Annotated in this window: 14 protein-coding genes and 1 other RNA gene; 3 read left to right on the top strand and 12 right to left on the bottom strand. The window is 57.1% G+C overall.

Features of this window, described 5'->3' with window-relative positions; translation table 11 throughout:
- Positions 1–91: 91 nt before the first annotated feature.
- On the bottom strand, positions 92–1,171 hold the full coding sequence (locus V6944_RS11395) for a LacI family DNA-binding transcriptional regulator (RefSeq protein ID WP_333499022.1): 1,080 nt from the start codon (positions 1,169–1,171) through the stop codon (positions 92–94).
- Positions 1,172–1,246: 75 nt separating this feature from the next.
- Complete coding sequence (gene yczE / locus V6944_RS11390; RefSeq protein WP_333495145.1) at positions 1,247–1,861, bottom strand: membrane protein YczE; 615 nt, start codon at positions 1,859–1,861, stop codon at positions 1,247–1,249.
- Between the two features lie 89 nt (positions 1,862–1,950).
- Between yczE and yczR the strand changes: the two genes are divergently transcribed.
- Positions 1,951–3,375 carry a MocR-like transcription factor YczR gene (gene yczR, locus V6944_RS11385; protein WP_333499021.1) on the top strand — a complete coding sequence of 475 codons (1,425 nt, stop codon included), beginning with the start codon at positions 1,951–1,953 and terminating at the stop codon, positions 3,373–3,375.
- 88 nt (positions 3,376–3,463) lie between these two features.
- Here yczR and V6944_RS11380 read toward each other — a convergent pair whose 3' ends face one another.
- The 3 genes from V6944_RS11380 to ffs form a co-directional block, all read right to left on the bottom strand.
- Positions 3,464–3,679 carry a hypothetical protein gene (locus tag V6944_RS11380; protein ID WP_035895186.1) on the bottom strand — a complete coding sequence of 72 codons (216 nt, stop codon included), beginning with the start codon at positions 3,677–3,679 and terminating at the stop codon, positions 3,464–3,466.
- Entirely contained in the window at positions 3,676–3,924 is a 249-nt protein-coding gene (locus V6944_RS11375) for a hypothetical protein (protein WP_333499020.1), read from the bottom strand. The genes V6944_RS11380 and V6944_RS11375 overlap by 4 nt, the downstream gene beginning before the upstream one ends.
- A 337-nt stretch (positions 3,925–4,261) precedes the next feature.
- Positions 4,262–4,358: signal recognition particle sRNA small type (ffs, locus tag V6944_RS11370), an RNA gene on the bottom strand.
- Positions 4,359–4,523: 165 nt separating this feature from the next.
- Between ffs and V6944_RS11365 the strand changes: the two genes are divergently transcribed.
- Positions 4,524–4,835, top strand: a complete 312-nt coding sequence (locus tag V6944_RS11365) for an MGMT family protein (protein WP_185667132.1) — start codon at positions 4,524–4,526, stop codon at positions 4,833–4,835.
- A gap of 122 nt (positions 4,836–4,957) precedes the next feature.
- On the opposite strand, the gene V6944_RS11360 is transcribed toward V6944_RS11365, so the two are convergent.
- The gene (locus V6944_RS11360; RefSeq protein ID WP_333499019.1) at positions 4,958–5,458 is read right to left on the bottom strand and encodes a YbaY family lipoprotein; all 501 of its coding nucleotides are present in this window, start codon (positions 5,456–5,458) and stop codon (positions 4,958–4,960) included.
- 219 nt (positions 5,459–5,677) lie between these two features.
- Between V6944_RS11360 and tesB the strand changes: the two genes are divergently transcribed.
- Complete coding sequence (gene tesB / locus V6944_RS11355; RefSeq protein ID WP_333499018.1) at positions 5,678–6,538, top strand: acyl-CoA thioesterase II; 861 nt, start codon at positions 5,678–5,680, stop codon at positions 6,536–6,538.
- 54 nt (positions 6,539–6,592) lie between these two features.
- On the opposite strand, the gene V6944_RS11350 is transcribed toward tesB, so the two are convergent.
- From V6944_RS11350 to V6944_RS11325, 6 genes are all read right to left on the bottom strand, one after another.
- Positions 6,593–6,853 carry a type II toxin-antitoxin system HicB family antitoxin gene (locus V6944_RS11350; protein ID WP_333499017.1) on the bottom strand — a complete coding sequence of 87 codons (261 nt, stop codon included), beginning with the start codon at positions 6,851–6,853 and terminating at the stop codon, positions 6,593–6,595.
- Between the two features lie 358 nt (positions 6,854–7,211).
- Entirely contained in the window at positions 7,212–8,498 is a 1,287-nt protein-coding gene (amtB, locus tag V6944_RS11345) for an ammonium transporter AmtB (protein WP_035895173.1), read from the bottom strand.
- A gap of 33 nt (positions 8,499–8,531) precedes the next feature.
- The gene (gene glnK, locus V6944_RS11340) at positions 8,532–8,870 is read right to left on the bottom strand and encodes a P-II family nitrogen regulator (RefSeq protein ID WP_004858743.1); all 339 of its coding nucleotides are present in this window, start codon (positions 8,868–8,870) and stop codon (positions 8,532–8,534) included.
- A 209-nt stretch (positions 8,871–9,079) separates the two neighbouring features.
- Positions 9,080–10,858: a SmdB family multidrug efflux ABC transporter permease/ATP-binding protein gene (locus tag V6944_RS11335; RefSeq protein ID WP_333499016.1), complete on the bottom strand. Its 1,779-nt coding sequence runs from the start codon at positions 10,856–10,858 to the stop codon at positions 9,080–9,082.
- Positions 10,851–12,626: a SmdA family multidrug ABC transporter permease/ATP-binding protein gene (locus V6944_RS11330; protein WP_333499015.1), complete on the bottom strand. Its 1,776-nt coding sequence runs from the start codon at positions 12,624–12,626 to the stop codon at positions 10,851–10,853. Before V6944_RS11330 ends, V6944_RS11335 begins: the two co-directional genes overlap by 8 nt.
- A gap of 87 nt (positions 12,627–12,713) precedes the next feature.
- Positions 12,714–13,172, bottom strand: a complete 459-nt coding sequence (locus tag V6944_RS11325; protein WP_185667138.1) for an Lrp/AsnC family transcriptional regulator — start codon at positions 13,170–13,172, stop codon at positions 12,714–12,716.
- Between the last annotated feature and the right edge of the window lie 23 nt (positions 13,173–13,195).

The following is a 13,195-nucleotide window of genomic DNA, read 5'->3' as shown; positions in this document are numbered from 1 at the left end:
AAACCTCGTTGCGAAGCGCTCACAATTTCCATTGAGAGTGCACGGATCTCACCACGAGGTAAAGGATCGGATCGAGAGTAAGCGAGTCAGATCACAAATCGCGCGATCGTCTGGCTATTCGGGTTGCCAGCGCCTGTAAGCAATGCGCCAGATCGTCATCCTGTAGGCTTTCCGGCTGCCGTTCGGCACTAGAACTGCGGGCAATCAGCTCAACGCTCAGGCAAGTCTGGCGCTGAGGTAATGCGCTACCCTCCTGCGCAATGAGCCAATCCACGCTCATTCGTCCGGCCTCTTTAAAGCGCTGGCGGATGGTGGTCAGCGGCGGCGTAAACCAAGCGCTGTCGGTGGTATCGTCATAACCCACTATCGATAGCTGCCCCGGCACGCGAATGCCTTTCTCCGCGCAGGCGCGCAGCGCGCCCAATGCCATCTGATCGTTGGCCACCAGCAGTGCATCAGGGTAGGGTTTTTCACTGAGTAAAAGGTGCGCTTTTTCATAACCGGAGGCCGCGCTCCAGTCGCCATAGGCCACGGAAACCGGCTGTACCGCTGCCTGTTGTAAGGCATGCTGCCAGCCCGCGAGTCGGGCACGGGCGGAGACAGAGCTTTGCGGGCCCGCGAGCAGCGCTATCTGCCGATGCCCCAGCGTCAGCAGATGTTCAACGCCAAGGCGAGCGCCCTGCTCGGCGTCAAACACGAGGCTATTCACCTCGGCATCACGCCCCACGTCGAGAAACAGTATCGGCACCGGCGAAGCGGCGGCCAGCGCCTGCGCATCCTCACGCTCCAGCGGCACATTCACCAGCAGACCTTCGACGCGCTGCGCCTGAAGCTCCTGCAAGGCGTTGAAGCAGGCTTCCCGGTCATGACTTTCCACCATCGAAATCAGCACGGAAAAACCCACTTCACCGGCACGGCGCTTCACCGCCGAGGCGATTTGCGAAGGCGCATGCAGCGCCAGGTCAGTAGTCAGCAAGCCCAGCGTCTGCGTGGCCTTTCCGGCCAACTGCTGCGCGCCGCGATTGGGAACATAGTGCAGTTCCTGCATCGCGGCCTGCACCTTTTCCCGCGTGCGCGGCGACACGTGCGCGGCCTGGTTTATCACCCGCGACACGGTCTGGTAGGAGACACCGGCGACGCGGGCCACATCATACAGCGTGATTGTTTTCATACTTTTCCGTTTAACTGGCGTACCAGGTGCAGTGTAACCGGAAAACGAACACCATGCTGTGAGCGCTTCGTAAAATCAGGAAGTTTGCTCCACCTCAGCCGTGCGACGCTGCGCTACACGAGGCAACTGGAACCACGGCAGGAAAATCTGAATCAACGGGCCAATCGCTAGCGCATACAGCACGGTGCCCACACCGAAGGTGCCACCCAGCAGCATGCCGATAACCAGTACCGAGAGTTCGATGGTGGTACGAATGCGGCGGATTGGCCAGCCGGTACGAGCGTGAATGCCGGTCATCAGGCCATCGCGTGGCCCGGCGCCAAAACCGGCGCCGATATACATACCGGTCGCCATCCCATTCAGCACCACCGCCAACAGCAGCAGCACGGCGCGAAGCCAGAGCGATTCCAGCGGCGGCATCAGCGAGAGCGTGGCATCGGCCGCCAGTCCCAGCACGATAACGTTGCTGATGGTGCCCAGCCCCGGACGCTGGCGCAATGGGATCCATAACAGCAGTACGGCTGCGCCGGTGAGGATCATCACCATCCCAATATCGAGGGAGGTTAACCCGGATACGCCAAGGTGGAATACGTTCCACGGGTCAGCCCCGAGATTGGCACGAACATAGACGGCGGTCGATACTCCGTAGAGTATTAACCCAATGTAGAGCTGAATCAGTCGGCGTAGCATAGAGACCTCGGCCTGTAGAATGAGGCTTCCATCATCGGTAAAAATGGCATTATGATTAATGACCAGTTTTTAAAAAGTGGACTGCCCCCATGATTCGACGCTCCGCCACCCAATCATTAGTTCGCCTGCTGGGCCACTGGCAGGACGGCCCCTCCCCGACGCCGCTGTGGCGACAGCTCACCGATGCGCTGCGGCTGCTGATTCTCGATGGCCGTCTGCCGCTCGGCACCCGCCTGCCGGGAGAACGGGAGTTTGCCAGTGCGTTAGGGGTCAGCCGCACCACCATTGCCAGCGCGCTGGCCCAGCTGCGTGACGAAGGCTACGTGCAGAGCAAGCAGGGTAGCGGCTCAACGGTCACGCTCAGCGCCGAAGGCTACCAGCGCGCGCCGCGCATGCCGGCCTCGCCGACGTTGGACATGTCCACCGCCGCGCTGGCAGCCGGCGCGGAAATCCATCAGGCCTACAGCCATGCGCTGGCGGCGCTGCCCGGCTACCTCAGCAATACCGGCTACGATCAGCAGGGACTACCCGCCCTGCGCGAAGCCATTGCCCAGCGCTATAGCGCGCGCGGGCTGCCAACACGGGCCGACGAGATTATGCTGGTAAACGGCGCGGTCAGCGGGCTGGCGCTGATCCTGCGCAACCTCACCGGGCCGGGCGACCGGGTGGTGGTTGAAACGCCGACTTATCCACTGGCGATTTCCGCTATTGAGGGCGCATCCTGCCGCCCGGTGGCGCTGCCATTGCCCGATAAAGGCTGGGACACCGACGGCCTGGCGGCGGTTATCGCTCAGACCGCACCGCGGCTGGCGTATCTGATGCCCGATTTTCAAAACCCTACCGGCCAGTGCATGGACAGCGCCACCCGGCAGATAGTAGCGGACCTGGCGGCACGGACCTGCACGACGCTGGTCGTCGACGAAACGATGGTAGATTTATGGTACAACGCCCCACCACCACCACCGCTGGCCGCGTTTAATCACGATGCGCCGATCATCACCGTAGGTTCAACCGGGAAAAGCTTCTGGGGTGGGCTGCGTCTGGGTTGGATCCGCGCTTCATCGCGCACCATTGCAGCACTGGTCCAGACCCGCGATACCCTTGATTTAGGCTCGCCGCTGCTGGAACAGTTGGCCACCTGCTGGCTACTGGACAATGAGCATCAGCTACTACCCGAACGACGTCGACTGCTGAAGGCGCGGCGAGATATGTGCGCGGCGTTAATGCATGAATACTTTCCGCAGTGGAAATTTGTGCTGCCGGAGGGAGGACTGTCGTTCTGGGTTGAACTGCCGGAGATGATGGCAACGCGGTTTGCTGCGCGAGCGGAAGCCAGCGCGATTCATCTTGGCGTAGGAACACGATTTGGTCTGGCGGGCAGCGGAGAGCGCAATTTACGCATTCCATTTACACTGGACGATGAAACGCTGCGTCGCGCCTTTTCGACATTACAGCCGATTTGGGCAACGTTAGCAGGCCAGCATGGCGCAAACAAAGTGCGGAAAATAATTTAACCGCGCGCAAGGAGAGAACGCCTCCAATAACATAACCGGCCTGAAACATTATATTCTTTAACGTAATAAAGTACGGCTAAAGAATATATTAGTGCTGTGGAGGGATCGGAAAGCCTTTCAGGGAAATAACGAAAGATTCTCCCTCTTTTTTAATCTTAGCACCGGTATCGCACCAGTCTGAGGCAATACGAAAGAATTCATCGCTGCCAACATTCCAGTTGAGAAGAACATGCTTCACGTAGCCTGAACGTAACAGGTCGCAGGCTTCGCTATAGTTACACGCTATCGACGTTTGCTGTTTCATTTTCTCTTCTTCAGGATTTTACGTAATGCTTTGATTTCTTTAGATGTGAATGGAGCAACATCTTCTTCCGTATGCTGGCTGTCGATGTCATCTTCACACACACCCGCCTCTTCTTCAGCTACAAACCCCAGCAGCAGCAGCTTTTCTGCCGCAGCGCCTAAAGTCAGGCCATGGACTTCGGCAAAGTGGCGAAGTCTCTCTTTTACCGCTTCATCAATTTTTACGTTAAGCACTGCGACTGTCATATAAACCCCTTCCCGTAAAGACGCGCCGTCTGGTAGGCAAGTTTGTGTTAACAAAACCCGCAAAGCGACGCGGCCAAAATGGTTTCTGTATTATTTCTGTAATAACTAATACATGAAACCAACAGCACATTCCAGAAATATATTTATAACACAAAGGGTAATATAAATACCCAATGTTAATCTAAAGGCAATTTATGACACATAAATGACAATAATATTACAAACAGATGAATGTTATTTGAATGCAAAAGGTTACTGACGATAAATAGCCACAATTAATACAGGGATTAGATTGGTCTTAGCGGGGGGATTTTACGGCGGTAGAAATGGGTGGGGGCCCTGCCAGCTACATCCCGGCACACGCGTCATCTGCCCTGGCTGCTTCCTTCCGGACCTGACCTGGTGAACAGAGTAGCGTTGCGGGAGAACCAACAGGGCCCCCATTGAGAGCGTTGTTATCCAACGCGCTGGCGCATTATCACTGCTGGGACGGGCAATTGCAAGCTATCCGCTACTGCCTGCTGGATTCTTGCGCAATCTGCCCTTCACAGCGGACATCAGGCTGATTATGCTGAAGGTTCTGCTTTAAGGAACTCACTATGGACGATTTTGGCTCTTTTCCACAGCGCGTTTGGCAAATCATCGCGTCCATCCCGGAAGGTTACGTTACCACCTACGGCGATATTGCCCGGCTGGCCGGTTCCCCGCGCGCTGCGCGTCAGGTCGGCGGCGTATTGAAACGGCTGCCGGAGGGTTCCACGCTGCCGTGGCATCGGGTGGTGAATCGGCACGGCGTGATATCCCTGACCGGCCCGGATCTACAGCGTCAACGCCAGGCATTGCTTTCTGAAGGGGTGCAGGTGTCGGGAAGTGGGCAGATTGATATGCAGAAGTATCGCTGGAACTACTAGCAGCTGTAGTCCGGCCGAGCAAAGCGACGCCGGGGAAATCCCGGGGTCAGCGCTAAAGCGCTTCGCCCGGGCTACCCTGAATTCATGGCAAAAAAATGCCCTCACGTAGAGGGCATTCGCGTTTATGGAACCTGAACCGGCGAGGCATCCTGAACCGGCACTGGCGTTTGCTGCACGGGAACCAGCGTCAGGTCGACTTTAGTGCCGCCGTGGTTAATCACTTCCTGCACGGTGTCGGTAATAAAGACCAGCTTATCGTTAATGGTCACCGCCGCGCTCAGCAGGATACGGGCGTTGGGCTGAATATCTGCCGGGTTGTACGGCAAGGCAAAGCTAAACGGCGCCTGTTTCCCTTCGGTACGCGTCACTTTCTGCGACAGCACTTTCGATGGCGCATCGGCCAACGACGCGTCGGACAGCGTTACGGTCAGTACGGCATCCGGCGGCAGCGCCACTTTCTGGCGGATCCACACGCTACCAGAGACGTTTGGTCCTGACACGGCCTGGTTGGCCGCCGCTGCTTCTGGCGCAGGTGTCTGATTCTGACTTTGCTGGTGCGTCTTCGCACAGCCCGCCAGGGCCAGTGCAATCGCCAAACCGCTTAAGATCGGCACGAGTTTCATTAGCATTCTCCTTATTGCTCACCCAGTTCTGAGGCTATTTTCTCATTTGAGTGACAATGCTTTAACAAACGTAACCGCTTTAGTGTGGCATATAATTCACATGATTGCCTGCAAACGCCCCATTATTCAGATAATTGAACCCATCGGACCACTCGCAAAACTGCGTTATAATGAAAGCATTCACCTGCTGTTGTGACCGTAAAATTATAGAGGGTATCAATGAGCCAAGCGCTTTCTAATCTGCTGACATTATTAAATCTGGAAAGAATTGAAGAAGGGCTGTTCCGTGGCCAGAGCGAAGATCTGGGTCTGCGTCAGGTCTTTGGCGGCCAGGTTGTCGGCCAGGCGCTGTATGCGGCAAAAGAGACCGTCCCTGCCGACCGTCTGGTGCACTCCTTCCATAGCTATTTCCTGCGCCCGGGCGACAGCCAGAAACCTATCGTTTATGACGTTGAAGTACTGCGCGATGGCAATAGTTTCAGCGCGCGTCGCGTGGCGGCTATCCAGAACGGGAAGCCTATTTTCTATATGACCGCCTCTTTCCAGGCCCCTGAATCCGGCTACGAACATCAAAAAACGATGCCAGCTGCACCGTCGCCGGACGGCCTGCCATCGGAAACCGATATCGCCCGTTCGCTGGCACACCTGCTGCCGCCGCAGGCCAAAGAGAAGTTTCTTTGCGATAAGCCGCTGGAAATTCGCCCGGTGGAGTTCCACAACCCGCTGAAGGGCCATGTGGCGGAACCGCGCCGTCAGGTGTGGATGCGTGCCAACGGCACGGTACCGGATTCACTGCATATTCATCAGTACCTGCTCGGCTATGCCTCTGATTTCAACTTCCTGCCGGTTGCCCTCCAGCCGCACGGTGTGGGCTTCCTCGAACCCGGAATGCAGGTTGCCACCATCGACCACTCAATGTGGTTCCACCGTCCGTTCGATATGAACGAATGGCTGCTGTACAGCGTCGAGAGCACCTCTGCCTCCAGCGCCCGTGGTTTTGTACGCGGCGAGTTTTACACTCAGGATGGTGTTCTGGTGGCATCGACAGTGCAGGAAGGGGTTATGCGTAACCGCAACTAGGTGATATCAACCACGCCCGCGATATCACGCGGGCGTACAGTTGCAGCTGGGTAATTAATGGATGATACGGCTCAGCAGGGTGCTAATACGAGGCAGGCGCTTCTTCTTGTCGAACGGTTTGACGCCGGTCGCACGACAATTATTACAGTAGCAATCAAACGCATCACGGGCAGCAATCGTCAGCTCTTTTGCGTCCCCGGCGATAAATGTCGCTCTGCGTTCGGTGTTCAAAAACTCCCCGCGAAACATTTCAATAATAGGGTCGTATTTAACGCGGGCTTTGTGACCATCGATAAATAATGTGCTGGTATGCATTTGAAACGTTCCTTGAATTGTTGTGCCATCCTGGCGCGGGTAAGACTGGCTTTGCCCGCAAATCTTTGCCGATGAAATCGACGGGGTGGGAGAATACTCCCCAGCGTAAAAGATAAAAAGCCGTTTTAAGTAAAAGACTTTTACGCAAACGTATTTAATTACTTACGGTTCGTAAGGTTTTACAGACACCATACCAGCATCCATTGTGATAACGATCACAAAAATCATTGACACCACCGTATAAACAAGAAACCCGCACCAGGGCGGGTTAAATAACGTTCAAAATAAATCTTTTGTTTTTCAACGTCTGAAGCATTCCCCCGGGGTCGGCGTAAACACCTCACCCGGGTTGCCGGTATCAAGCGTTGTAGGCATTCTCGCCGTGGCTGTTCACGTCCAGACCTTCGCGCTCCTGGTCTTCCGGTACGCGCAGACCGACGGTTAAATCTGCCACTTTATAGCCGATGAAGGCCACGACGCCGGACCAGACAATGGTGATGGCGATACTTTCGAGCTGTACCAGCACCTGGTGGCTCATGGTCACGCCTTCCGCATAGCCCACGCCGCCCAGCGCCGTAGAAGCGAAGATACCGGTCAGAATACAGCCGATGATGCCGCACACGCCGTGAACACCGAACACGTCGCATGGGTCATCCACGCGCAGCCAGCGTTTCAGAGAGGTCACGCCCCACAGACCCGCCAGACCGACCACGATACCCAGAATCAACGCACCGCCGACACCGATATAGCCACAGGCTGGGGTGATACCGACCAGGCCCGCAATCGCACCAGAACACGCGCCCAGTAGAGAAGGCTTACCGCGCAGCGCCCACTCACCGAATACCCAGCCGAGGATCGCCGCAGCGGTTGCCACCACGGTATTCACAAAGGCCAGACCGGCAATTTCGTTCGCCGCACTGGCAGAACCGGCGTTGAAGCCAAACCAGCCAAAGTAGAGGATCGCGGTACCGATAAACACCATCGGCAGGTTGTGCGGTTTGAACGCTTCTTTGCCAAAGCCCACGCGCTTGCCAATCAGGTAAGCACCCACCAGGCCTGCCACCGCGGCGTTAATGTGCACCACTGTACCGCCCGCAAAGTCGAGCGCACCGTGGCTCGCCAGCAGACCGCCGCCCCAGACCATGTGTGCAATCGGCACGTAGGAGAGGGTCAGCCAAATCACCACAAAAATCAGCACCGCAGAGAAGCGAATACGCTCCGCCAGCGCGCCAACGATAAGGCCCACGGTGATACAGGCGAAGGAGCCCTGGAACGCGACGTGGATATACTGATAGAACGAGCCCATCAGGTCAGTAATCTTGATATTTTTCAGCATCACCCAGTCGAAGCTGCCAAAGAAGCTGCCGCCGGTGCCGAAGGCCAGCGAGTAGCCGTAAACCACCCACAATACGCAGACCACCGCAAAAGTCACCGCAACCTGCGTCAGCATGGAGAGCACGTTCTTGCCGCGGATCAGGCCGCCGTAAAACAGCGCAATCCCCGGGATGGTCATAAACAGCACCAGTGCGGTACACAGCATCATAAAGGCGTTATCAGCTTTATCGACCACCGCCGGTGCCGCCATCGCCAGACCCGGCAACAGCGCCAGTGCGCTCAACCCCGTTTTTACCATTGTTTTTTTCATCATCTCGATCCCTATCACTGTGCTGGCTGGGAATTACAGCGCTGCTTCGTCGGCTTCGCCGGTACGAATACGGATTACGCGCTGCAGTTCGGCGACAAAAATCTTACCGTCGCCAATTTTTCCGGTGTAAGCGGCTTTGCTAATCACATCGACAACCTCATCGAGCTGATCGTCGGCGATAGCCACATCAATTTTTACTTTCGGCAGGAAGTTGACGCTGTATTCCGCGCCGCGATAAAGCTCTGCATGACCCTTCTGACGACCGAAGCCTTTCACTTCCGTCACCGTTAAGCCCTGAATGCCAATGGAAGACAGCGCTTCGCGAACGTCTTCGAGTTTGAATGGTTTAATTACCACGGTAACCAGCTTCATAGATCCCCTCCAGTCAGAATTCGGTAATGGCTACGAACACGTAAGAGGTAAAGCAAGGGGCATGCCAAAAATGAAAATAGCCCTGACCAGCGGTAAAAATCAGGGTTTATGGCGGCAAGATGGCGGGCGTTAAAAGAAAAACGCACCATGCGGGTGCATGATGCGTGTCACAACAGCAATCTGTTAGAAAAATGCCTGACGGTGGTGCATTACGCGGTCAGCGTATCCTCCTGGGCGCTGGCCGCTAGCTCTTCACCGGCCAGCTGTAGCTGATACATCTGCCAGTAACGCCCTTTGGCTTCAAGCAGTTGCTGGTGAGTCCCCTGCTCGACGGCCTGTCCACGGTGAAGCACCATAATGGTATCCGCTTCTACGATGGTCGACAGACGGTGAGCGATCACCACCAGCGTCGTGCGCTGACGTACGGCGGCCAACGCATGTTGAATCGCACGCTCGGTGCCGGAGTCAATATTCGCGGTGGCTTCGTCCAGAATCAGCACCTGCGGAGTCTCAACCAGCACGCGGGCCAGCGCCAGCAGCTGCTTCTGCCCGACCGACAGGTTGTTACCCTGCTCGCCCAGATGAGTATAGATACCCTCACTCATTCCTCGCGCCAGCTCGGCCAGCTGTACGGTTTCCAGCACCTGCCAGACCTGTGCTTCGCTGATATCGCGCCCCAGCGTGACGTTGGCAAAGAAGGAGTCGGCCAGCACCACCGGATCCTGTTGCACCACGGCGATGCCCTGTCGCAGCACCTGATGACTCAGGCTTTGTAACGGGCGGCCACCGAGGCGAATTTCACCGGAGTTAGGCGGGTAATAACCCATCAGCAGACTGGCAAGCGTACTCTTGCCGCTGCCGGTGTGCCCCACCAGCGCCACAAAGCTGCGTGCTGGAATCGACAGCGAAATGTTTTGCAGCACCAGCTTGTCATCGCGATAGGCAAATGAAACATCGTCGATATCGATATCACCGCGCGCCAGCGGCGCCATATCGGTTCCATACTGCTGGCGCGGGCGATCCATCAGTTCAAACACGCGCTCACCGGCCACCACCGCCTGCTGTAACATCGACTGCTGAGTGGTGAGTTCAATCAACGGCTCGTTCAGACGCCCCAGATAGCTGATAAACGCGTACAGTACGCCGACCTCAATGGAGCCCTGCGCGCTAAAGCCGAATAGCATCAGCAGGCCGCACAGCACCAGCGAAGAGAACAGGCTCAGCAGCGGGCGCAGCAGGAAGCCGTCCAGACGCAGCGTTTGCATGCGCGCCAGATAGTGTGAGCGGCTCACGTCGCCGATACGTTCGCCAAATCGTATCTGCTGGCGGAACTGCTGAATCACGCTCATGCCGTTGATGACTTCGTTGAAGCCATCGTTAATATCCGCCAGATAGGCGCGAACGCGGCGCACGATAGGCGTGCTGTAGCGCTGATAAATCACCATCACGATCATCACCGCCGGGAAGATAGCGATCGCCACCAGCGCCATGCGCCAGTCGAGACTGAACATCGCCACCAGCATCGCGCCGATCAGCGCCGCACTGCGCAGCACCGTCGCCACCACCGTCACGTACAGATCGCGGATCACTTCCGTATCGTTGGTGACGCGGGAGATAAGCTGGCCTACCGGCTGCGTGTCAAATTCGCTCAGCGGCTGGCGCAGCGCAGCGTCCATCACGTCACTACGCAGCTGTTGCACCACGCCGACCGCCGCGCGGTTAAACAGCAGCGACTGGCTGTAGTGCAGCGAAGCAGCCAGCAGTTGCAGCCCGATATAGGCAGCCGCCAGCCCGGCGACCGTCCCCAGCGGCAGACTATTTTTTGCCACCATGTTGTCGATAAAATAGCTAATCAGTAGCGGCCCACTCACTTCGGCGGCAGCGGCCACCCACAGCATGACCACCGCAATCGACAGCGGTTTACGCCACGGTGAGCCATAGGCCAGCAGCCGCTTCAGGGTTGGCCACAGTTGCCCAAAACTACGCATCGGCCACCTCCGATTTCTCTTCTTCCGGCACGTCGTTCAGCGCGGCCTCCAGCTGTTGATAACGGTGCATATCGCGGTACCAGCCCTGCTCTGCTGCCAGTTGCTCATGCTGACCGCGCTGGGCGATATGCCCGTGCTGCATCACGATGATTTCGCTGGCGTCCGACAGCGCCGAAAGACGGTGCGCGCTGATAATCACCGTGCGGCCTTCGCCCCACTGACGCAGGTTGTGCAGAATCTGATGTTCGGTGCGGCCATCAACCGCCGATAGCGCGTCGTCAAGGATCAGAATTTCCGCCTCCAGCAGCAGCGCGCGCGCAATGGAAATACGCTGCTTCTGCCCGCCGGAGAGCATCACGCCGCGCTCGCCGACTTCGGTATCGTAACCCTGCGGCAGACGCAGAATGTCCTCGTGCACGCAGGCCAGTCGCGCCGCGTGCTCGATCTCTTCCTGCGTCGCACTCGGATGGCCCAGCGCAATGTTGCTGGCCACCGTGTCGGAGAAGAGGAACGGCGTCTGGCTGACCACTGCCAGACGGCTGCGCCAGGCATCCAGCTGCAATTGACGCAGGGGAATATCGTGGAAGCGGATCTCACCCTCATCAACGTCAAAATGGCGCTGGATAAGCGACAGAATGGTGGATTTCCCCGACCCTGTCGGCCCGCAAATGCCGAGCATATGGCCCGGTTTTAGGGTCACGTTGACGTCGCAGAGCGTTGGCTTGTCGGTTTGCGGGTAGCTGAAACGCCCAATCGCCAGTTCCAGCGTACCGCGCCCTTCGGGTACCGGTTGCGTGCCGTCGTCCACCACCGGCGCTTCCGCCAGCAGGGTGCGAATGCGGCTGTAGGCAGCACTGCCGCGCTCGACGATGTTGAACATCCAGGCCAGCGCTAGCATAGGCCAGATCATCAACCCGAGGTACATCATAAAGCTGGTGAGCTGGCCGAGGGTCAGTTCGCCCTGCATCACCATCCAGCTGCCGCCGGCAATCGCCAGCAGGTTTGCCATCCCAATGGCGATGTAAATCGTCGGGTCAAAACGGGCGTCGATGCGCGCCACGCGCATGTTTTTCACCCCGGTGTCAGCCGCATCGGCGGCAAACTGGGCGGACTGCCTGTCCTCAAGGCCAAAGGCTTTGATCATGCGGATGCTGGTCAGGCTCTCCTGAGTCCGGTCGTTAAGACTGGAGAAGGCCGCCTGCGCCACTTTGAAACGTTCATGCAGCAGGTTACCGTAGCGATGGATAACCAGCGCCATGATGGGCATCGGCACCAGCGCCAACAGGGTCAGTTGCCAGCTCAGTTGCGTGGACATCACAATCAGCACCGCGCAGCCCATGACCAGCGAGTCCACCAGCGTCAACACCCCTTCCCCTGCGGCAAATACCACGCGGTCTACGTCGTTGGTGGCGCGGGCCATCAGGTCGCCAGTACGGTGACGCAGGTAGAATTCCGGATGCTGGCGGCTTAGCTGACGGTAGAAATCTTCACGCAGTTCGACCGCCAACTGATAGGAGGCACCGAACAGCAATACGCGCCAGACGTAGCGCAGCAGGTAGACCACCACGGCAATCAGTACCATGGTGCCAAGCCACATCATCACCTTCCCGGTGGTGAAGTGGTGTTGTGTCACGCCATCCACCACAATTCCCACCACTTTAGGCGGGATAAGCTGGAGTATGGCGATGATAATCAGCAAGGCGACAGCGCCGAGATAGCGCCGCCATTCCCGGCGGAAGTACCAACTTAGTTGAGCAAATAATCGCACGCGGTAAAATCCTGAACGTCGATTCTCTTCGTCCTGCGCTGCCGCCCTGGCAGCTCGAAGGGCAAAGAGAAAATCCCAGAAAAAGTATTATTCGATGGGGAGAGCAGTGGTGTATTTAATCTGTTCCATCGCAAAGCTTGAGGTGACATCCGACAGTCCGGGGACGCGGTTCACCAGGCTTTTATAAAAATCATCGTAGCGTTTCATGTCCGCCACCTGGACGCGCATCAGGTAGTCATACTCCCCGGCCATGCGCCAGAAGCCCAACACTTCGGGCATTTGCGTCACTTCGCTCACAAAAAGGCTGTACCAATCGCTGCTGTGGTGCTGGGTCTTTATCAGCACAAACGCCGTTAACCCAAGCCCAAGCTTTTCCGCATCCAGTAAGGCGACGCGGCCAAGCAGTATACCGTCATCTTCCAGACGTTTTAGTCGTTTCCAGCACGGTGTGGTGGTCAGATTAACGGCATCTGCTAACGCCTGCAAAGAGAGCGTGCAGTCATTTTGTAGTAGGGCCAGAAGCTTTCGGTCAATTTTATCTAACATGTCGGTCACCGGGAGAAAATTTT

Origin of the sequence: Kluyvera sp. CHPC 1.2972 (assembly GCF_036759925.1) — a bacterium.
Taxonomy (GTDB): domain Bacteria; phylum Pseudomonadota; class Gammaproteobacteria; order Enterobacterales; family Enterobacteriaceae; genus Kluyvera.
Note: the sequence above shows the minus strand (reverse complement) of the source record. Positions and strands in the feature narration are given on the sequence as shown.